Origin of the sequence: Methanoplanus endosymbiosus, assembly GCF_024662215.1 — an archaeon.
GTDB classification, from domain to species: Archaea; Halobacteriota; Methanomicrobia; order Methanomicrobiales; family Methanomicrobiaceae; genus Methanoplanus; species Methanoplanus endosymbiosus.
On record NZ_CP096115.1, the window covers coordinates 167,556 to 188,601 of the forward strand.

Here is a 21,046-nt window from a genome sequence, read left to right on the forward strand (position 1 = left end):
ACAAATTATATGTTTCACATTAATATCTGTGCCCTCATTGTTCATAAGAACGTAGCAGGAAACCCCTGTGTCTTTAGCTCAGGGGTAGTTGACATGGTTGTTGCTGTCATTACTACTATAATTGTTATGTATGTGGTGGAGTTTTATTTCCTGCTCTCCTTCCTTATCTTTGTGAGTGCCTCAAATGCTGCTTCAAATATTTCATAGCTCTTATCATTGAGGAATTTTTCAATGTCCGGTTCAACTGAAGCGTCTCCTTTCTCACCAAGCATAATCAGACTTTTTTTCAGAATTTCCCTGTCTTCAGAACTAAGTTTTAATAATAATTCTTCAGTCTCAGGACTTCCGCCTGACAATGTTATCTGCAGATCCTCTGCCTCCTGATTATCACTGGCAAAGTCCTCAACGGTAATGTTTTCTTCCGGAACTACAGTTTTGTCATTATTATGTGGGTTATATCTGTTTACAATGTCAGAATAGGTATTCTGATTTTCGTAACCGGATATTTCCGGCTCAGATAGTATTTCCGGCTCTTTAACCGGGCTGAATCTGCTCATTATGCCGGAGTAGGATTCCGAACCGGATAAATGGCTCTTCTCCGGAATTTTAACCTCTTCTTTCTCTGCCGGTACTGCCTCCGGTCTGCTTATAGCGTAATTATTGTTATCTGTTTTGAGGATCTCTTCATCAGTTCCGGTGATGTTATTGTCTGAGTTTTCTTTCACTGAGATGCTCATCTCTGAAATCTCAGAGACTGGTTTATCATCTTTATCTGTGATATATCGGGTTTCTTCAGTATTGCTCCTGATAAAAACCCCGCCTGCACATTCCGTTGCATTAACCGCGTCTTTGACATTATTTATCTGGTTGTATCTGTTTATAATGTCAGAATTGCCCTTAAATTTTCCATAAAGAAACTTTTCCTGCTCTGAAACAGACTTTGAAACAGGTTCTGCCTCTTTAACCGGACTGAATTTATTTATTATATCCTGATATGTTTCTGAACGGGAAAAATGGCTCTTATCCGGAATTTTAACTGTTTTTTCCTCTGCCGGCACTGCCTCCGGTCTGCTTATTGGGTAATTATCTTTATCTCCTATGAAAAACTTCGATTTTTCATCTACTATCTGCGAACCCACAGGCTCATGTATGACTATTTTGAGGATCTCTTCATCAGTTTCGGTGATCTCTTCATCAGTTTCGGTGTTCTCTTCATATGTTCCGGCGATGTTATCGTCTGAGTTCTCTTTCACTGAGATGCTTATCTCTTCTTTTCTATATTTTGCTCTCTCCTCAAAATAACGTTCAATGTCTGTTTTTTCCCTTATATGATCATCTTTTGGGACATCTTCAGTTTCGTAATTATTATCCGGAATTTTTTGTATATCTTCAGTATTATCCCTGACAGAAGCCTCAATGGCAGTGTTTTCTTCCGGAACGACAGTTTTGTTATTATTCTCCGGATTAAATCTGTCTATAATTTCAGAATCAGTATTCTGATTTTCGCAAACTGGCATCTCCGGCTCAGAAACAGGCTTTGACCCTTTAAACGGCCTGAATATTTTTATTATATTATTATATGCTTTTGAACGGGAAAAATGGCCCTTTTTCGGAGTTTTAACCTTTTTTCCCTCTGCCGGTACTGCCTCCGGCCTGCTTATCGTGTGATTATTTTCATCAGTTTCAGTGATCTTTTTATCTGTTTTGAGGAGATCTATATCAGTTCCGTCAGTCTCTTCATCAGTTTCAGTGATCTTTTTATCTGTTTTGAGGAGATCTATATCAGTTCCGTCAGTCTCTTCATCAGTTTCAGTGATTTTTTTATCTGTTTTGAGGAGATCTATATCAGTTCCGTCAGTCTCTTCATCAGTTTCAGTGATCTTTTTATCTGTTTTGAGGAGATCTATATCAGTTCCGTCAGTCTCTTCATCAGTTTCAGTGATTTTTTTATCTGTTTTGAGGAGATCTATATCAGTTCCGTCAGTCTCTTCATCAGTTTCAGTGATTTTTTTATCTGTTTTGAGGAGATCTATATCAGTTCCGTCAGTCTCTTCATCAGTTTCAGTGATGTTATCATCTGAGTTCTCTTTCACTGAGTTGCGTATCTCTTTTCTCTCAGAGCCTGCTCTCTCCTCAAATAAATTTTCAATATTGGACTTACTCTCTATATAATTGTCTTCCGGTACATCTTCAGTTTCTATATTATTATCCGGAATGTTTCGTGTATCTTCAGTTTCATCAGAGAATGCCTCAGAAAATAATGAATCTTCTGATTTTTCCACACCTGTCAGTAATATATTACTGTATTTTTCAATAATCTCTGATTTTGTGTTATTTTTAGTGTAATCATTTCCTTTCTGAGTTATACAGAAGCTTTCCTTTTTTACTTTATACAGTATTCCGTTGCTGATTAGTTCCCGGACTCCGCTTTCAAGTATTTTTTCGGATATTAATTCCAGGTTCTCCGGCCTTTCCCTGAAAACATTCTTAATATGAATATTAAGCCCTTTATAATTATGGACAATCCCTTTTTTAGAATAATTGATTATCTCATACATTATCTCCCCGGTTAAAGACCCTTTCATGATTATTATCTTATAATTCTCATTATTGAATTTATCTATTTGATTGGAGGGTTTTTTTATTCTTTCAAAAATTACTCATTACCATTTTTGTAATTCATCTTCCTGAAATATTGGATTGATCTCTGCCGGTTTTTTCTTTTTGCCTGCCACTGAACCTGCAAGCTGGTACATTCCTTCATCAGCCAGGGCTCTAATAAAGAATATCCTGGGCATATTCACAAAAAAGGCAGGAAATGTCAGCCCGGCAGAGGCTTATGAACCGGGGTGTAAATCTAAGTATTTATCCTAATCTCCTGAGTTTTTAGGTACATGGATCCAATACAACCAGCATATTGAATTTTCAGCTACAATAGGTCATTTTTTCAAAAATTGTGTGCCTACAATTTAAGCGCAGGGCATGGGCAATTTTGTTCTGATTTACCGGCCAACAATCCCTTAGATATTAAAATAATGCTTCAACAAACAGCTATTTTTTGAAATAATGTGCCCAATGATGTAGGAAAGTCAGTATGTAAAGATCAGTCAAAAATCCAATTGAAAAATAGTTATATTTTCTGATTCAGGGATAACTTTACTCTGCCAAAAGTGATATTGTAGAGTTAATAAGCTCACAGGTGAAAAATCAGGGTTTATTTATTTGCCTGTGTGGCACCTCAGGCATATGATATAACCAGATTGTCAAGTTCATATTTCTCTTTCCTCTCCCATCTGCCATTTCCGGCCTTCATGAGAATATAAACCGGAACAACATCCCCTGAGTCATCAAACTCCTTCTCTCCTGTCAACCCGTACAACCGACAGTCATCAAGTCCGTTTCTGATACCATCGATCGAATATCCACCACGGTTTATGGAATCAGCAACCACCATCATGGTATCATATCCTGACTGAACGTAATAATTTGGTTCTCTTTTATTGTAGTCTAATTTATATTGATTGATAAACGCATCAGTAAATTTTGTCGGAGTGTCCATATCCGGAATAGTCATATATATTTCACCTGCGTAATTTTCTGTTCTGATGAAGAAATCATTAACATTCATTCCTTCAGTGACATATACAGGAATATCTGCCTCTGTTTTGGTAAATGTATCAAGAAAATCAAGTCCCTCAGATGCAAACGAAATAAGCACAAGAGCATCAGCACCGGATGACTGCACTTTATCTGAAAGTACTGAAAAATCAGTCTGACCCGGAGCTATCTTTTCAGCCATCAGAACTTCTCCTCCTGACTTTTCATAATCAGTAATAAATACATTCTTAAAACCATTTCCATAGGTATTGTCAATATATAATACTGCGGGAGAATTTACCCCTGTTTTGTGTGAGATTATTGCTGAAAGGGTTGTTGCATGTGCTGAATCAGAACCTATAGTTCTGAAGACATAATCCTTATATTCTGACAGTATAGGGGTTGAGGCAGAGGGTGAGACCATCACAAATTTATTACCCCCCGCAATCTCTGCAAGGGCAATGGCTGCGTTACTTGCAGAAGGGCCAATTACTACAGGTATGCCTGATTTTATGAATTCATCTGCAATCTCCTCTGTTTTTTCAGGACTGCCTGCATTGTCCCTGTAAACTGCCTCAACCGAAATTCCGGCAATGAAACTCCCACTGTTTATCTCCTTTACTGCCATATCAATGCCCTCCTTTGTCGAAAGTCCGTATTCGCTCAAATCACCGCTCAGAGGCAGGGCCACTCCGATAAGGTATGGATCTTTTAAATCTTCAATACCTTCATCGGGATCATCAGAAAGAATAATTCCGGATTTACCGGATTTTTCGTGAACATAGTAAAGCTGCTTTAAGCGTGTCCAGGAATTATCTCTGATCTCCCATACACTAAACAGAGGCAACTGGAGATCGCCTGAATCCGTAAAAATTTTCAGCCCGGAAACATCAAAATATCTGCTGGAATTCAGACCTTTTAAGACTGAATCCGACGTTGTTCCCTGCCGGCGCATTGCATCCGCAGCAACCATTAATGAGTCATATGCATATGCTGCGAGGTAGTTTGGCTCTTCTCCGGGATAATTTTCCTGGTACCTTCTGTGAAACTCTTCCCCTTCAGGTTTCCAGAATGGTGCAACCGAATACAGGCCCTTATAACTGCCGGCAGTTTTCTCTATCATCTCGTCCAGCTGAACTGTTTCAGAGCATATTATTGGCATATCCATGCCTGAGGCACGTATCTGATTTACAATATCAGATGCATCGGAGACATGGGCAATCAGGACAACTGCATCAGGATTTTTCATAAGTATTTCATCATATGCAACTGAATTGTTACCAAATCCCTCTTTAAATCCAGCTGAATAAATGACATATATTCCAAGGTTATTTAGTGTCTCAAGAGTTGCATCCCTTAAATCAGCTCCATATGAATCATTAAGATAAATCAGAGCAGCATTCTGCGGGTCCTGCACAAGACCGTTTAAAAATAATGCCATTGCAGTTCCGGTTGCATAGTTTGAACCGGTTGTCCTGTAAAAGGATGGATAATCAGAGAGCTTTCCGGATGTTGCTGTTGGTGAAATCAGGACAATTCCTTTTTTTTCAGCTACATCTGCCATTGAGAGCGTGGTTTCACTTGTCAGTCCGCCAATAACGGTTGTTATGCCCTCTTCTGCAAGTCCGTTTATCATCTCAGCTGACACCTGTGGATCACCTCTGCTGTCCTTATAGACGATCTCCACTTTCTTTCCGTCAATGCCGCCTTTTTCATTCAGTTCCCCAGCTGCAATATCAATGCCACGCTGCAGATAACTGCCAGGACTGCTGAATTCTCCGGTCAGGGGCAGAATAGATCCGATTTTAATACTATCATATTTATAATTATAATTGTTCTCTGTTGTTTCAGTACCTGTGCACCCTGATAAAAAAGCAGCAATCAGAAGAAGTAACAGAAGATATGATGATAATTTTATTTTATTCATAATGGATCATTTAAGGGCAGCAGATGATATAAATATCCATTTGAGTGAATTATCCGTCATCCCGGCAGGAATGTTACTTTGATTAATCCCGGAAAAAACCTCACATAGATAATCATAAGTATTATGCCTTCTGAGTGCTCTCTTTTTATTTAACGCACCACAAAAACCAAAACCGTTAAAGGAAGCAAAAGATGGTGCAGATTTATTCAGATAAGAGTATGATTAAGATGCAGACAATATACCATTTCAATGATAATATTATTCCGGAACTGAGGGAAGTCGGTGGAAAAGCCCTGTCTCTGATAAAAATGACTGACGGCGGGCTTCCGGTACCACCGGGATTTGTCCTCACCTCCTCTTTCTTTCAGCCCTGGGTTGATGAGATTCAGGCAACAGAGGACTGGAAGAATTTACTTGCATCAGATAGTGATAAACAGGAAGAGTTATCCGGCAGACTGAAAGCACGCTGTAAAGAACTTAAATTTACTGATGAACAGAACCGGCAGATTACTGATGCCCTTAATGCTATAAGCCATAAGGGTTTAATGATATTTGCGGTCCGGTCTTCCTCACCGGAAGAAGACCTGGAATATGCCTCTTTTGCCGGAGTCTATGACAGTGTTCTCGGTGTAATCCCGGAAAAGCTTGAAGATGCTGTTAAAACCGTATTTTCATCCGCACTGGACATCCGTGCGATAAAATATAAGGAACAGCACGGTTTTGGCATAGACAGAATTATCATTGCAGTAATTATACAGGAACAGATTGCAAGTGAAGTCGCCGGAGTAGGATTCTCGATAAACCCGCTCTCAAACTGCTATGACGAAGCGGTGATAAACGCCAACTGGGGTCTTGGAGAAAGCATAGTTTCCGGTGCTGCAACACCCGACCAATATGTCATTGACAAATTTTCCGGAGATTTTAAAACCAAAAAAACGGGTGGGAAAGAGGTGTCATACTTCCTGCGTGATGATGCCTCCATTGAAACAGTAAATGTCCTGAAAAACAATGAGATGAGCCTTTCAGACGAAGAGGCACTTAAACTGAAAGATCTCCTCGTAAAGGTTGAGGAATACTACAAAATGCCTATGGACATAGAGTGGGCTTTTGCACATAATAATCTCTATCTTGTTCAGGCCAGACCGATTACGACATATGTCCCGCTTCCGCCTGAAATAATGACCAAGCCGGCGGAAAAACGCCGTCTTTATCTCGATCTGACACTCGTTGAACAGGGCATATCCTCACCACTCTCACCAATGGGTGCACGATGGTTCAGCGACACCTTTGATTTTATGATGGTCAGACGAATCGGGCATGATGTCGGTCATGACATTATAAATGGCCTTGGTGGATCGGCAGGCGGGCGTACATACATTAATCTATCAAATATGCTCTGGATACATGATCCTGAGGGGATAGCAAAGAAGATAGAGGGCCTTGACAGTTATTCGGCAGAGATTATCCGCAGCATAAATCCGGACGATTATAAATCCTCACAGAGGCCGCCGGAACTTAGGGCAGTAAAAATAAAAGGACTGTACCATACTGCCGGAGTGCTGGGCAGGTCACTCGAAGGTATGATTACTCCGGAAAAACTCAAAGAAAAGTACATCGCCGGAGTTGATGCATATCTCAACAGGCTAAAAGAAGAGGATGCACAGGAACTTTCAATTGAGGAATATTATCGTGCTGTCACAAAAGATGCAGTTGATCTGATCCAGGATGTTACAATTCCAACTCTTATTGATGCTGAAATAGCAAAACAGCAGCTCAGAAAACTTTTTTGTGATGAAGATCCGGATATAAAATATCTTGCAGACCGGCTTGATCGTGCCCTGCCGGATAATGTTACCACCGAAATGGGTCTTGAGATCTATGATCTCTCTGTTGCTGCGAAAAATGCGGGGAATTTAGCTCCGGAAAAACTTGAAGAAAGCATCAGTGCCAGAAAACTTCCGGAAGACTTCCTTAGTTTATGGGACAGTTTTATGGAGAAATACGGTTTTAGAGGCCCTCTGGAAATTGATCTGAAATCTCCACGCTATGCAGAAGAGCCTCTTACTCTGATAAACCAGATGCAGAACTTCGCTATGGTATCTGTGGATGCGGAATCTCCAAAGGCACGCTTTTTAAGACAGCAAAAGGAGAGAGAAGAAGGGTATGATAAACTCTGCACCCACTTTTCTGACAAAACAGACAAACTCCATAAGTTTAAGAAACTGTATAAGATTGTCGTGATGTTCGGCGGATTCAGAGAGGTTCATAAGTATTACCTCATGATGGCCAACTACCGGATACGGCAGAGGGCACTTGATGCAGGACGAAGACTTGCGGCAGAAGGCCGCCTTGACAGTTTCGAAGATGTCTTTAAGCTGACTGTTTATGACCTTCAGAAAGGCCTGGACAATCCGGACTCAGATCTCAGAGAGATTACAGAGGAAAATATGGCATTTATCAGCCGGCTGAATCAGGTGAAGGCTTTCCCGCCGGTAATTGACTCAAGGGGTGAGATCTTACGTCCTCCAAAGAGAGAATCAAAAGACGGGGAACTGTATGGTGATCCGGTATCCTCAGGTGTTATCAGAGGGCCGGTCAATATTATGCGTTATCCTGGTGAAAAACCTGTCATGCCGGGCGATATACTCGTAATTCACGCGGCTGATCCCGGATGGACTCCTCTTTTTATCACAGCCGGAGGTATTATTCTTGAAGTTGGTGGGATGCTTCAGCATGGCTCAATCATAGCCCGTGAATACGGCAAACCCTGCATTGCCGGTGTGGAAGATGTATTATCCCTCTTCGAGGACGGGCAGATGGTTGAACTGAACGGTGCTGAGGGATCTGTCAGGTTTATCAAAGATCAGTAGAGAAAACCGGCACAACCTGCAATATTTTTTTTCTTCTGAAATTCTCTCATAGAATTGTCAGAAATCTGATGGTGCAATGTGATTTGCACTGGCGCAAATCTTATAATATATTAATTACCAGTTTTTAATATGCCCAATATTGAATTCAATGTTCCGGAGAGCAAAGTTATTGACACAAAATATGGTCCGGTTGAGTACACTGTTGTCGGAGAGGGAAAGCCAATCCTGGCATTTCACGGAGGTGGCGGTGGCTATGATATGGCCGTTCTGATTTACTCCATGTTTTCAGATGCAGGATTTTCTCTCATCTGCCCGTCACGCCCCGGATATCTGAGGACTCCGCTGTCATCCGGAAAAAGCATTGTGGAGCAGGTTGATCTCTGTGCTGCACTGCTGGATGAACTTGGCATTGGTGAAGTAGGTGTAGTCGGTGCATCTGCCGGAGGGCCGCTCACATATGAGTTTGCCAAACGTCATCCGGATAAGACAGAGGCTATTGTTGTTATTGATGGCATCAGCATGAAATATGAGTACCAGCCGATTGACAAGGTCTCAGAGAAGATATTTTTAACTGACAGGGGGCAGAGATTCCAGTTCTGGCTTGCCGATCTGCTACCAAAGACTGTTATTAAGCAGATTGTAGCCATAGAAGGTGATCTGACTCATGATGAGCTTAAAGAGCGGGTAAAAAACATTTACGATGATCCGGTAAAGCGTGACTTCATCAACAAATTCTTTAAGACATTATATCCATACAGCAAAAGAAAGGAGGGAATGTGGAATGATGTGGAGACTGAAGCTGAAATTGATAAGATAAAAGATCTCGACACCATCGCCTGCCCTGCACTTATTATGCATTCTAACCGTGACAATGATGTGATAATGGCACATGCAGAATATGCGGTCTCTGAAATTCCCGGTGCTGAATTTTATATGATAAAGGAAGGGACACACTTTGGGTTCTGGTTCTCAGATTATGCTGAAGATGCACAGCAAAAGGCCATTGATTTCTTTAAAGAAAAACTCTGAATCTAAAATTAAAATATAATTTATTTTCTTCATCTTCCGGATGTCTGGTTATAACCAGAGCAGGCAGGAGATAATATTTTTGAAATTTCCATTATTATTTACAAAATTATATCTGATCTTAGCTGTAAGTTTAAATTTATGGGGAAAAATTTCTGGATTCCTGAAAGTTTAGTTATAACAACAGAGAAAGGGCCGGTTGAATACGCTGTTATCGGAGAGGGAAAGCCGATTCTGGCATTTCATGGAGGTGCAGGAGGCTATGATATGTCAGTTCTTATATACAGCATCTTATCTGATGCCGGATTTTCTCTCATCTGCCCGTCCCGTCCGGGGTATCTTAAAACGCCACTATCTTCCGGAAAAACCTTTGCTGAGCAGGCAGATCTCTCTGCTAAACTGCTTGATGAACTTGGCATTGATAAAGTTGGGGTTATCGGGGGGTCTGCCGGAGGGCCACCCACCTATGAGTTTGCCAAACGCTATCCTGAGCAGACAAAGGCCATTGTTGTCATTGACGGTGTCAGCCGGACATATGATCAGGGCGAGGTCAGTAAATTAAATGAGATGCTCTTCTTATCAGATCCGGGTCAGAAGTTACAGTTGTGGTCATTGAAAGTCTTCCCTCAGGCGGTAATAAAAAAGATACTTGAGGAAGAGAGCAATTTAACTCCGTCAGAGCTTAAGGAACGGGTTGAACATATCATTGACGATCCGGTGAAACTTGATTTTATTATGAAATTTTACCAGACGATGTATCCGTACAGCGACAGGAAGGCAGGACTCTGGAATGATGTCGAAAAACTGGCGGCTATTGATAAGATAAAAGACCTTGGAAAGATAACCTGTCCGGCACTGATTATGCACGGCAACCGGGATGATGATGTGGATATAGCCCATGCAGAATATGCAGTATCAGAAATTTCCGGCTCAGAGCTGTATGTCATAAAGGAAGGCACTCATTTTGGCTTCTGGGTCTCGGATTATGCTGAAGAGGCACAAAAGAAAGCTGTTGATTTCTTTAAAATGCATATATAGTGGTATATGCCATCTGAAAAATATTTTGGGCTTTTTACATGGTTCCGGAATAAGTTAACTTATAGGCATAACCACATACATAATCATATTGTAGTATTATACATTGTAGAAAAATTACATTTTATCAATAAAAAACAAATTTTTGCGCCACAACATATAATTTTTAGATTAAATGATTGATTTATTGTTTGAATTTCAAACATGTTTCAAATAATAACTTATATTAATAATTAATGCATATATTCAATGAAAAAGGATTAGATTATGGATTTTAAAAGGAATTTGTTTTTTTTGTGTATATTATTTATTCTTCTTTTTTCATTTACAGCAGGATGTACATCTGAAAATAATGAGAAAATGGAACGTGCCGTTAAACTTTTAGAATCGGCAGATGAGAGAATAAATGATCTGGATTTTGAAGATGATGGAGCTATTGAAATAAAAAGCCAGATGAAAGCTGCAAATGTAGATTATAATGAAGCATTAGATATTCTTGATTCCATCAAAACTTCAAATGATGATGAGATTAAAATGATTTCCGCATTAGAGCAAATGATAGAGGCAGACATAATACTTTGTGAGATTATCGAAACAGATTTCCTTGATTTCATGACACATCTTGAAAATGCTCAGGCACAACAGGAAAAAAGAAACTGGTTAATGATGAGGGCAGAACTTCAGGCAGGAATTGATTCACTGGAAAGTGCCAAATCCAGAACAGCATCTGCAAAAAGTAAAATTAACAGTATTAACAGAAATGACCTGCCATCCGAATCAAAAGGGGATCTGGAATATATGAAAACTGAAATAAATGAAGTTCAGAATATTTTAGATGATGGAATCAGTGAACTCAATTCTAGAATCACCGAAAGTCAGTCCAGTAATTACAACCCATCATCTTACTCATCTTTTTCAACATACTCCGTAACTCCTGAACCACCAGCAAAGAGCTGGCATAAAGCAGTTGAAGATACCGTTCAGGTTCCAAAAGATAAATATTATTACTGGGAGTTTGAACTGTCAAAAGGTGATAAAATATCTGTTGACGTTTCAACAGATGGTTCTGCCCTTGATTTGGAGATAATGGACCAATATAATTATAATAAATACAGCAAAGGAACTACCGGAGAATATAAGTGCTGGGGTAGAGACAGCATAATTAAGACAAAATATGAATTTTCTCCGGCAGCAAACGGGGATTATTATTTTGTACTTGATAATTCAATTGTTCCGGATGATGGTGCATATGCAGATGCCAATGTCAATGTCAATGTTATAATTAGCAAATATTATTAGATATTGCAGAATCTCAAATGCAAACGAATTCAGGGATAAGTCCTGGATTTCCTTTTTTCCCGAAACAGGTTATGAAACATGAAAACAATATACTTAAAGAAAATGTGCCAGAACCAAAATTTGTTAGGTTGGAGCACATGCTCAATATTGCCGATTGTGAAAATAGTGATAACTTTGTAATGTTAAATATGCTGCATATTATGTAGTGCGTTTGATATTTAATATTATATGCTTTGAATGGATTTTACTAAAAAAGGCCTATTTCTATTGGAAAATTTTCCAAATTTTTTCACTGTAACTGAAAAATCCGACTGTGCCTTTAGGAGATACTTTTTACTGGGATACTCTTTTAAACCCTATCGTTATATTATCATATAATTGCGATGGGGGAACTGTCATATGCCGTTTCATGAGATCGAACTTATAAAAAAATGTGAAGAAGAAGCCCTGAATCTAATCAGTGAGGCAAAAAAGGAAGCTGAAGCATCCCTTAGTGAGGCAGAAGCCAGGGGGAGAGAGATTATCAGAGCTGAAACTGAGCGTGCCGGTGAAGAATGCCGGCAGCTTTCAGCATCGTCTCTTGAGATAACTGCCCAAAAGAGGGAAAAAATTCTTAATGAGGCAGAAATCCGGGCAGAAACACTCAAAAAAAACTGTGCAGAGAGGCACGAACAAGCAGTAGCATATATTGTGAATACTGTCACAGGAGAAATTCATGCTGACTCCGGCACCGATGTGCAGGCTTACAATTCTGGTCCATAAAAACGGCGAAGAGAAACTCATTTCCAGGCTGCATGAGTCAGGATTAATTGAGGTGACAGATATTGCAGATGCTCCGGAAGATCTGAAAAAACTTCTTGGAGGTAAGCAAAAACGCCTCGATAAACGAATAGCTGAGCATAAGTCCTTTCTTGAACGCGGCATAGATGCCTTAAAGGAAGAGCCTCCGGGAGGATTTGGGGAAATTATGGCATATTTCTCCCCAAAAATCCAGAAAAAAACAGTTGTCACGGAGAGGAGCCTGTCGGAAATCGAGGCTGATCTCCTGATAATTAAGCCTGAGATCCAGCAGGCAGTCTCACTCAGAACAACAGCTGAGGAGGCACGGGAGGAGCTTGGGCGGCTGAAGGATGAACGGGCACTGCTGACTCTCCTAATCCCGTTTGATTTTGATCTCAGCTACCTTGGCAGATCGGAATTTCTTTCAGTCCGGGCAGGTTTTTTTGAGAAGGAAGAGGCCGGACTACTGAATAAAGAACTTACCGGACGTGGAATTGACGGATATATTCTCAGGCAGGCAGAGGTTGAGGGTGGAGAGGTTATTGTCATAGCCTCACTCTTCCGCTGCTCGGCTGAGGTGGAGCGGGCACTCAAAAAATTCTCATTTCGGGAGTTTAATCCCGGAATTTTATCCGGTAAACCTGATGAGGTTATAGCGGGAATTGACAGGGAGACAGAAGAACTTGAAGAGAAGATACATACAATACGTGGAGAGCAGGAAAAGCTGAGAAAGAGGGATCTTTTGGCATTTCAGGCCCTTCATGAGGAGTTTGCAGTACTTCGCAGCCGTGAAGAGGGACTTTTGCATTCTGACTCAGAGAAGGATCTTACTGTAATCAGGGGCTTTGTTCCTGAAAAGGAGAAAGAAGAGCTTAAAGAACTCTGTGATAATGCCTCATCCGGACTTTCACTCTGTATATTTGAGCGTGTTGATCCGGAATCTGAGGAAATTCCTGTTCTCTGTCATCACCATCCGGCCATCCGTCCGTTTGTCATGCTTACAAAGCTCTTTGCAACACCGCAATACGGGGAGACAGACCCGACACTCTTTTTAGCCCCTGTGCTTGTGATAACATTCGGAATCATGCTTGGTGATGTCGGCTATGGTCTTTTGCTTGTCATACTCAGCGCCCTTATACTGAACGGAGCCGGGAGGGAGGAGGGTGATCTCCGTGATCTCACCCTTGTTCTTCTTGCATGCGGATTTTCAGGGATATTTTTCGGGTTTCTTGAAGGTGGGTTCTTCGGTGACCTCCTGCCACAATTTGCCGGGGACAACTACATTCCCGGAATCATAAATCCGCTTGAGGACCCTATCCGGATGCTCACCATAGCCCTGATATTCGGCATTCTGCATCTCAATGCCGGCCTTATACTCGGAGCCAGAAAAAACCTGATGGCCGGCAATAAGGCAGGGATGCTCAGAGAACAGGGAGTGTGGTTCATGCTTGAGCCTTGTGCCGCCGTTTTGATCTTTATATTCTTTGGCTGGGCGGATTTCGGCTGGAGCGTAAAATATGCGGCGGTTGCAGGAACTATAATCTCGGTAGCTGTCATAATGCTCTCTGAAGGGCCTCTTGGATTCTTCAGCCTGACTGGCTTTCTTGGGGACTGGCTCTCCTACTCCCGCATACTGGCACTGGCTCTCGCAACCGGAGGTATAGCAATGACAATTAATATTATAACCGGCATGATGGCCGGCATAGGTGAAATATTCGTAATTGCCGCAGCCGTATTCTGCATTGCAGGCCATATGATAAACTTCATCCTCCAGGTGCTTGGCGGCTTTATTCATTCACTGAGGTTGCAGTACGTTGAGTTTTTCGGAAAGTTCTATGAAGGGGGCGGTGAGAGCTTCAGCCCCTTCTCATATAAGAGAGTTTATACTATACAGGAGGGTGATACGAAATGACAGTTATAACTCCCGGCCTTGCACTCGCAGTTATCGGAGCCGGAACTGCTGTAGGAATGGCAGCTGTCGGTTCAGGGATAGGGGTTGGAATTGCGGGTGCGACCGGTGCAGGTGTAACCTCAGTCAGGCCGGATAAGTTTGGAAAAGCACTTGTTTTTCAGGCAGTTCCACAGACACAGGGCATATACGGGCTGCTTGTTGCAATCCTGATACTTCTCTCCACCGGAATTATCGGCGGAACAGGTGAGGAGATCTCCATTGCATCCGGGCTTGCGGCACTCGGAGCCGGTATAGCCGCAGGGGTCTCCGGCCTCTCGGCAATCGGACAGGGGATAGCTGCATCGTCAGGGATTGCAGCAACAGCAGAGCGTGATGAGGCGCTTGGAAGGTCACTTGTTTTCTCAGTTATCCCTGAGACGCAGGCTATATACGGGCTGCTTGTAGCTATTTTAATTCTTGCCTTCTCAGGGCTTTTATCCGGAAGTCCGGTTGCTACCACTGCCACCGGGCTTGCAGCTGTCGGCTGTGGTCTTGCTGTTGGTCTTGCCGGACTTTCCGCAATCGGGCAGGGGATAGCAGCTTCCGGGGGAATTGCCGCAACGTCCGAGAGACCGGAGATCTTTGGCAAGGCGCTTGTCTTCTCAGTAATTCCTGAAACCCAGGCTATATACGGGCTGCTTGTTGCAATACTTCTCATGACATTCACCGGAATTGTTACAGACAGTCCGGTGTCAGATGTTTCGCTCGGCATTGCAGCAATCGGCTGTGGTCTTGCTGTTGGTCTTGCTGCCATATCTGCCATAGGCCAGGGCATTGCCTCTGCTGCCGGAATTGCGGCAACGGCAGAGAAGGACTCTATGTTTGGACGGGGTCTTGTCTTTTCGGTCATACCGGAGACACAGGCTATATACGGGCTGCTTGTTGCAATACTTATTATGGCCTTTACCGGCATAGTCACCGGAGATATTACTACGAGCATTGCTGCCGGAATGGCTGCCATTGCTTCGGGCATTGCCGTTGGTCTTGCCGGATTTTCAGGCATAGGGCAGGGAATTGCCGCATCGTCTGGTATATCGGCAACTTCAGAGAAGGATTCCATGTTTGGAAAATCCCTTGTTTTCACTGTCATCCCTGAAACCCAGGCTATATACGGGCTGCTTGTTGCAATCCTCCTTATGGCTTTTACGGGAATAATCACAGGCGATGTTACAATAACAGCGGCAGTCGGCTTTGCATCACTCGGCTCCGGAATAGCAGTCGGTCTTGCCGGACTGTCGGCAATAGGGCAGGGAATGACTGCCGCATCCGGAATTGCGTCAACCACTGCACGGGCAGAAGCGATGGGCAGAAGCCTTATTTTTACTGTAATGGCAGAGACCTTTGCTATATTCGGCCTCCTTATTGCAATTCTGATCATGTTTGGCATCGGCCTCTTTAACGGAGGATAAGAGATGAGTGCTGAAGCAATTATGCAGGAGATCAGGCGTGAAGCGGAAGAGAGAGTTGCAGCAGTAAAAAAAGAGGCTGAAGAGAAGAATAGAGAGATCATTAATGAGGCACGAAGGGAGGCAGAAGCAGAGTATGCTGCTGTCATGAAAGAGGGCTTAAGAGAGATCCGGGAGGAGGAGAGGAGGCTCATATCACTGGCAAACCTTGAGGCAAATGAACTTGTAAGGCAGATAAAGGAGAAAGGAATTTCAAACTGTTTCTCAGAAGCAGAGAGAATCCTCTCTGAGATCTCTTCATCCGGAAACTATCCTGCCATCCTTGCCCGTCTCATTGAGGAGGGAAAGGCAGCTATAGGTGAAGATGAACTTTTTGTGCTGACACGAAGAGAGGACAGAGAGCTGGTGAAAGGTCTTATTCCGGCATTTAACGGGCTTAATATGGATGATGTGGAGATCCGGGACGCAGGTGTGGTTTTACGTTCAGCCAGGCTTAATATCCGGATTGATCAGACCTTCCCTGAACGACTGAAGCGGCTGAAGAAGAGACTGACACATGATACAGCAGTGATGCTCTATGACAGAGTTTGAACCCGGAGAAGTACTCTCTGATCTCATTTCCGGCTCATTTTCCGGAGAGAGTGGCGAATATGCAGTAATTCTCTTTGTATTCGTGATATTCATAGCCATTATCATCGGTGCTGCAATATCATCGGGTTATATAAGGCTGATACTGAATATTGCAGGTTTTGCCCATCCTGTGGCAAGGGTAAGGTCTATCGGAAATCCGCTTGTTGAGAAAGAGAAGCTTAGGATACTTGCCGAATCCCATTTCCCCGATGAGATGATGGAGCACCTGCGGCAGTTTGGATATGAGATTCCCCTGCACAGGATGTACACAGAAGATGAGAGCGAGCGTTTTCTGCGGGAGGAATATTACCGGTCAATGGAAAAGCTCCTTGATTCTGTTCCCGGCTCTGTCAGGCCCTTTTTTATTGCATATCTGAAATTTTCCGAGGCAGAAGAGGTGAAGTACATACTCAGGGCAGCCAGAGGAGGAACTGATCTTCAGGCAGTTTCTGTCGGCCGCCTGAATACAGTTCTTATCCGAAAACTGGCTCATGCTGAGAGCAGCGGAGAGATAAAGGCAATATTAAAGGAGCTTGACCTAATTTCTCCGGATCAGGAGATTGGGGAAATTTCAGCAGTTTCACTGGAAGAACTGATCGATCGCCACCTGTACCATTCCTTTATTAACGCATCCGGTCAGGTTGATGTCAGCCTTGCTGAACCAATAGGACTATTTGCAGGGCATGCAGTTGATATCAGAAACTTAAAAAACATCTCCCGTGCGGTCTCTCTCGGACTTGACAGGGAGGATAAACTAAAACAGCTGATAGACGGCGGGATTGAATTTCACGGCGAACGGTTGAGGGATCTTGCATCATGCACAACAGCAGAAGCGGTGACTGATGCCTGCCGGGGGACATTATACCAGACTGCCCTTGAGAAGGCATCAGGAAGCGGGGATCCTGAAAAGGAGATGGATAATCTGCTTCTTGAGACCGGAGCAAGCCTTGCAGTAAAATATCATCTCGGAAGCGGCCCTCTGATACGTTTTGCCTTTGCACGAAGAATAGAGCATAACAATCTGATTATTGCATACAACGGAGTCAGTGCAGGAATGCCGGCAGAGGAGATTATGAATATGATGGCCTGGGAGGGAGCTTTATGAAGCTTGCTGTAATTGGCGGCCGTAAAATCACAGCCGGATTCGCCCTTGCCGGAGTGTCCGTTCTGAGATCATGCAGAGATGAAAGAGAGGCTGAAAAAGCCCTGAAAGAGTTCGCGTACCGGGAAGATACAGGGATTATTCTGATCGAGAGATATTATGCAGATAAGATTGTGGAGGAGGTAAACCGCTTTATGCAGATTAGAAATCCATATCCCCTTATTGTTATAATTCCTTCATATGGTGGGGAAGGGAGAAGTGAAGATGAATAAGAGAGGAATAATAATACGAATTGCAGGCCCTGTTATCGAGGCGGAAAATATGCGGGGTGCACAGATGTACGAACTCGTCCATGTCGGGGATAAGGGGCTTGTCGGAGAAGTAATTGCACTTGAGAGGGATGTTGCCACAGTACAGGTATATGAAGATACAAAAGGTCTCTTTCCCGGCCAGCCTGTGGAAGGGACTGGTATGCCGCTCTCGGCAGAGCTTGGCCCCGGACTGTTGGGTATGATATATGACGGCATACAGAGACCGCTTGAGAGTATGCGTAATTCTGTTGGCGATTTCATAATAAAGGGCACTTATATTTCCCCCCTTGATCACAAATGCCTCTGGGATTATTCTCCGGAAATCACTGCCGGAAGCAGGGTATCAGAGGGAGATATTCTTGGAACTGTCCCCGAAGGAAATATCCTGCACAGGATCTTAGTCCCCGCAGGAACAGAGGGCGAAGTTATCCGGGCAGCACCCCCCGGACGATATACAATAGAAGAGCCTGTAGCTGTAATCAGGACAAAAGACGGTGAGAAGGTTGTAACTATGGTCAGGCACTGGCCGGTCAGAAAGGCAAGGCCAATCGGGAAGAAGCTTGACCCGGTTGAGCCGCTCATTACAGGCCAGAGGGTTATAGATACACTCTTTCCGATTGCAAAAGGCGGCACATCAGCTGTTCCCGGCCCATTTGGAGCCGGTAAAACTGTAGTGCAGCACCAGCTTGCCAAATGGTCGGATGCTGATGTCATCGTCTATGTCGGCTGCGGGGAGCGTGGCAATGAAATGGCCGATGTGCTGCGTGAATTTCCGAGGCTTGAAGATCCAAAGACTCATGAACCGCTTATGAGGAGAACTGTCCTGATTGCAAACACCAGCAATATGCCTGTCGCTGCAAGGGAGGCGAGTGTCTATACCGGAATCACTATTGCGGAATATTACCGTGACATGGGTTATAATGTCGCATTAATGGCAGATTCAACCTCACGCTGGGCAGAGGCAATGAGAGAGATCTCAGGAAGACTTGAGGAGATGCCTGGAGAACAGGGCTATCCGGCATATCTTGCTTCACGTCTTGCGGATTTCTATGAACGTGCCGGAAGGGCAAGGGTTCTTGGAAGCAGTGAGAGTACAGGCTCAATTTCGGTCATAGGGGCGGTCTCGCCTCCGGGGGGAGATTTTTCAGAGCCTGTAACCCAGAATACTCTTAGGATTGTCAGGGTTTTCTGGGCTTTGGATGCAGAGCTTGCCCATGAACGGCATTTTCCGGCTGTAAACTGGCTTCTCTCGTACTCTCTTTATACTGATCTGGTATCTTCCTGGTGGGAGGAGAAGGCAGGAGGGGGCTGGGCTGAAATGAGGCAGGAGATGATGAGCCTGCTGCAAAAGGAGAGCGAACTTGAGGAGATTGTTCAGCTTGTAGGACCTGATGTGCTCCCGGAGGGTGATCGACTTATACTGCTGACGGCAGGGATAATCAGGGACTCTTTCCTTGTGCAGTATGCAACAGATAAAGATGATCGCTACTGCGCACCATTTAAGCAGAATGCCATGATGAAGACTATTACAGGCTTTTACAGACTTGCCGGAGATGCTGTAAAGAGAGGTGTTCTGACATCTGAGATCGCAGCACTTCCGGCTTTGCAGAGTTTCACCCGTCTTGGAAGCAGGCCTGATGATGAGATACTTTCTGTCTGCAATGAAATTATACATTCTCTGAAGACAGGGATTGAAGATCTCAACGGGGATGGTGTATAATGGTGAAGCATGGAAGGGAGTTCTCTTCGGTAGTAAGGGTTGAAGGGCCACTGATTGCAGTGGAGGGTATTGATGATGCAGATTATGGTGAGCTTGTTGAGGTCAGGTTTCCGGATGGCACAATACAGAAAGGGGAGGTCCTTGAGACAAGGAGGGGCCTTGCAATTGTGCAGGTCTTTGGAGGCACAAGTGATCTTGATACAGATATAACTTCAGTCAGGTTTACAGGTTCGCCTATGAAGATCGGTGTCTCGCGTGAGATGCTCGGACGGGTGCTGAGCGGCCAGGGTGAGCCGATAGACGGGGGTGGAGATGTAATTCCCGATATGGTCATGGATATCTCCGGCTATTCTATTAATCCCTTTGCCCGGGAGTACCCCGAAGATTTTATCGAAACCGGAATATCTGCAATGGATGGTATGGATACACTTGTGAGGGGGCAGAAGCTTCCGATTTTTTCAGGTTCAGGAATGCCTCATTCGCAGCTTGCTGCACAGATCGCAAGGCAGGCCCGTGTGCTTGGTGAAGAGGAGGATTTCGCACTGGTCTTTGGTGCCATGGGCATTACCTATGAGGAGGCACATTACTTTGAGCAGGAGTTCAGACGGACAGGTGCTCTTGAACATTCCGTTCTTTTCGTCAACCATGCAGATGATCCGGCAATTGAGAGAATAATTACGCCAAGGCTTGCACTGACTGCGGCTGAGTATCTTGCCTTCCATGAGGGGATGCATGTTCTGGTGATTCTTCAGGATATCACAAGCTATTGTGAGGCACTTCGTGAGGTCTCGGCTGCAAGGGAGGAGGTTCCGGCCCGCCGGGGTTATCCGGGTTATATGTACACTGATCTCGCCTCCATATATGAGCGTGCCGGAAGAATCAAGGGGAAAAATGGCTCAATTACCCAGCTACCAATCCTTACCATGCCGGATGACGATATAACCCATCCTGTACCTGATCTTACCGGCTATATCACTGAAGGGCAGATTGTACTCTCCCGTGAGCTGCACAGGAAAGGGATTTATCCCCCGATAGATGTCCTGCCCTGTCTGTCACGCCTGATGAAAGGTGGTATCGGAGAGGGCAAGACACGCGGGGATCATTCTGCGTTAAACAATCAGTTGTACGCGTCATATGCCAGGGGTCGGAGGCTTCAGAACCTTGTTGCAGTTATAGGGGATGAGAGCCTGACACCTGTGGACAGGCTTTATCTCTCATTTGCAGATCGTTTTGAAGATGAATTTGTCAGGCAGAGGCATAATGAGGGGAGAAGCATAGAAGAGACGCTTGATCTCTCATGGAGCCTGCTGTCAGTATTTCCAAAAGAGGAACTCAAGCGTATAGATGAAAAATACATAGAGAAATATTACCGGAAGAACGGAGCATGAAGGA

15 protein-coding genes are annotated in these 21,046 nt (G+C 43.7%); 12 read left to right on the plus strand and 3 right to left on the minus strand.

Translation table 11 applies throughout. The annotated features are described in order from the left end of the window. Nucleotides 1-143: 143 nt before the first annotated feature. The 3 genes from L6E24_RS00505 to L6E24_RS00515 form a co-directional block, all read right to left on the minus strand. Nucleotides 144-2,558: a hypothetical protein gene (locus L6E24_RS00505; RefSeq protein ID WP_257742784.1), complete on the minus strand. Its 2,415-nt coding sequence runs from the start codon at nt 2,556-2,558 to the stop codon at nt 144-146. A gap of 105 nt (nt 2,559-2,663) precedes the next feature. Further along, the gene (locus L6E24_RS00510; protein WP_257742785.1) at nt 2,664-2,804 is read right to left on the minus strand and encodes a hypothetical protein; all 141 of its coding nucleotides are present in this window, start codon (nt 2,802-2,804) and stop codon (nt 2,664-2,666) included. A gap of 434 nt (nt 2,805-3,238) precedes the next feature. Beyond that, the gene (locus L6E24_RS00515) at nt 3,239-5,524 is read right to left on the minus strand and encodes an ABC transporter substrate-binding protein (RefSeq protein WP_257742786.1); all 2,286 of its coding nucleotides are present in this window, start codon (nt 5,522-5,524) and stop codon (nt 3,239-3,241) included. Between the two features lie 191 nt (nt 5,525-5,715). On the opposite strand from L6E24_RS00515, the gene L6E24_RS00520 reads away from it, so the two are divergent. The 12 genes from L6E24_RS00520 to L6E24_RS00575 all read left to right on the plus strand — a co-directional run bounded on the left by L6E24_RS00520 (nt 5,716) and on the right by L6E24_RS00575 (nt 21,042). After that, on the plus strand, nt 5,716-8,394 hold the full coding sequence (locus tag L6E24_RS00520) for a PEP/pyruvate-binding domain-containing protein (RefSeq protein WP_257742787.1): 2,679 nt from the start codon (nt 5,716-5,718) through the stop codon (nt 8,392-8,394). A gap of 129 nt (nt 8,395-8,523) precedes the next feature. Continuing rightward, nucleotides 8,524-9,423 (plus strand): alpha/beta fold hydrolase, encoded by a 900-nt coding sequence (locus tag L6E24_RS00525; RefSeq protein WP_257742788.1) that lies wholly within the window; start codon nt 8,524-8,526, stop codon nt 9,421-9,423. A gap of 138 nt (nt 9,424-9,561) precedes the next feature. Continuing rightward, a complete protein-coding gene (locus tag L6E24_RS00530) occupies nt 9,562-10,458 on the plus strand; it encodes an alpha/beta fold hydrolase (protein WP_257742789.1) in 897 nt (298 codons plus the stop codon). 264 nt (nt 10,459-10,722) lie between these two features. After that, entirely contained in the window at nt 10,723-11,754 is a 1,032-nt protein-coding gene (locus L6E24_RS00535) for a hypothetical protein (protein WP_257742790.1), read from the plus strand. A gap of 399 nt (nt 11,755-12,153) precedes the next feature. Continuing rightward, complete coding sequence (locus L6E24_RS00540; RefSeq protein ID WP_257742791.1) at nt 12,154-12,516, plus strand: hypothetical protein; 363 nt, start codon at nt 12,154-12,156, stop codon at nt 12,514-12,516. Then, nucleotides 12,470-14,446 (plus strand): V-type ATP synthase subunit I, encoded by a 1,977-nt coding sequence (locus tag L6E24_RS00545; protein WP_257742792.1) that lies wholly within the window; start codon nt 12,470-12,472, stop codon nt 14,444-14,446. Before L6E24_RS00540 ends, L6E24_RS00545 begins: the two co-directional genes overlap by 47 nt. Next, nucleotides 14,443-15,894: an ATP synthase subunit C-like protein gene (locus L6E24_RS00550; protein WP_257742793.1), complete on the plus strand. Its 1,452-nt coding sequence runs from the start codon at nt 14,443-14,445 to the stop codon at nt 15,892-15,894. Before L6E24_RS00545 ends, L6E24_RS00550 begins: the two co-directional genes overlap by 4 nt. Before the next feature lie 3 nt (nt 15,895-15,897). Further along, on the plus strand, nt 15,898-16,482 hold the full coding sequence (locus L6E24_RS00555) for a V-type ATP synthase subunit E (RefSeq protein ID WP_257742794.1): 585 nt from the start codon (nt 15,898-15,900) through the stop codon (nt 16,480-16,482). After that, the gene (locus tag L6E24_RS00560; RefSeq protein WP_257742795.1) at nt 16,469-17,626 is read left to right on the plus strand and encodes a V-type ATPase subunit; all 1,158 of its coding nucleotides are present in this window, start codon (nt 16,469-16,471) and stop codon (nt 17,624-17,626) included. The genes L6E24_RS00555 and L6E24_RS00560 overlap by 14 nt, the downstream gene beginning before the upstream one ends. Continuing rightward, nucleotides 17,623-17,895 (plus strand): V-type ATP synthase subunit F, encoded by a 273-nt coding sequence (locus L6E24_RS00565; RefSeq protein WP_257742796.1) that lies wholly within the window; start codon nt 17,623-17,625, stop codon nt 17,893-17,895. Before L6E24_RS00560 ends, L6E24_RS00565 begins: the two co-directional genes overlap by 4 nt. After that, entirely contained in the window at nt 17,888-19,654 is a 1,767-nt protein-coding gene (locus tag L6E24_RS00570; protein ID WP_257742797.1) for a V-type ATP synthase subunit A, read from the plus strand. Before L6E24_RS00565 ends, L6E24_RS00570 begins: the two co-directional genes overlap by 8 nt. Further along, a complete protein-coding gene (locus L6E24_RS00575; protein ID WP_257742798.1) occupies nt 19,654-21,042 on the plus strand; it encodes a V-type ATP synthase subunit B in 1,389 nt (462 codons plus the stop codon). Before L6E24_RS00570 ends, L6E24_RS00575 begins: the two co-directional genes overlap by 1 nt. Nucleotides 21,043-21,046 lie beyond the last annotated feature (4 nt).

What these genes read in the sequence shown, in the direction of transcription:
- L6E24_RS00505 (WP_257742784.1), bottom strand. Translation starts at nt 2,558, where the DNA reads ATGTATGAGATAATCAATTATTCTAAAAAAGGGATTGTCCATAATTAT.
- L6E24_RS00515 (WP_257742786.1), bottom strand. Translation starts at nt 5,524, where the DNA reads ATGAATAAAATAAAATTATCATCATATCTTCTGTTACTTCTTCTGATT.
- L6E24_RS00520 (WP_257742787.1), top strand. Translation starts at nt 5,716, where the DNA reads ATGGTGCAGATTTATTCAGATAAGAGTATGATTAAGATGCAGACAATA.
- L6E24_RS00525 (WP_257742788.1), top strand. Translation starts at nt 8,524, where the DNA reads ATGCCCAATATTGAATTCAATGTTCCGGAGAGCAAAGTTATTGACACA.
- L6E24_RS00530 (WP_257742789.1), top strand. Translation starts at nt 9,562, where the DNA reads ATGGGGAAAAATTTCTGGATTCCTGAAAGTTTAGTTATAACAACAGAG.
- L6E24_RS00535 (WP_257742790.1), top strand. Translation starts at nt 10,723, where the DNA reads ATGGATTTTAAAAGGAATTTGTTTTTTTTGTGTATATTATTTATTCTT.
- L6E24_RS00540 (WP_257742791.1), top strand. Translation starts at nt 12,154, where the DNA reads ATGCCGTTTCATGAGATCGAACTTATAAAAAAATGTGAAGAAGAAGCC.
- L6E24_RS00545 (WP_257742792.1), top strand. Translation starts at nt 12,470, where the DNA reads ATGCTGACTCCGGCACCGATGTGCAGGCTTACAATTCTGGTCCATAAA.
- L6E24_RS00550 (WP_257742793.1), top strand. Translation starts at nt 14,443, where the DNA reads ATGACAGTTATAACTCCCGGCCTTGCACTCGCAGTTATCGGAGCCGGA.
- L6E24_RS00555 (WP_257742794.1), top strand. Translation starts at nt 15,898, where the DNA reads ATGAGTGCTGAAGCAATTATGCAGGAGATCAGGCGTGAAGCGGAAGAG.
- L6E24_RS00560 (WP_257742795.1), top strand. Translation starts at nt 16,469, where the DNA reads ATGACAGAGTTTGAACCCGGAGAAGTACTCTCTGATCTCATTTCCGGC.
- L6E24_RS00565 (WP_257742796.1), top strand. Translation starts at nt 17,623, where the DNA reads ATGAAGCTTGCTGTAATTGGCGGCCGTAAAATCACAGCCGGATTCGCC.
- L6E24_RS00570 (WP_257742797.1), top strand. Translation starts at nt 17,888, where the DNA reads ATGAATAAGAGAGGAATAATAATACGAATTGCAGGCCCTGTTATCGAG.
- L6E24_RS00575 (WP_257742798.1), top strand. Translation starts at nt 19,654, where the DNA reads ATGGTGAAGCATGGAAGGGAGTTCTCTTCGGTAGTAAGGGTTGAAGGG.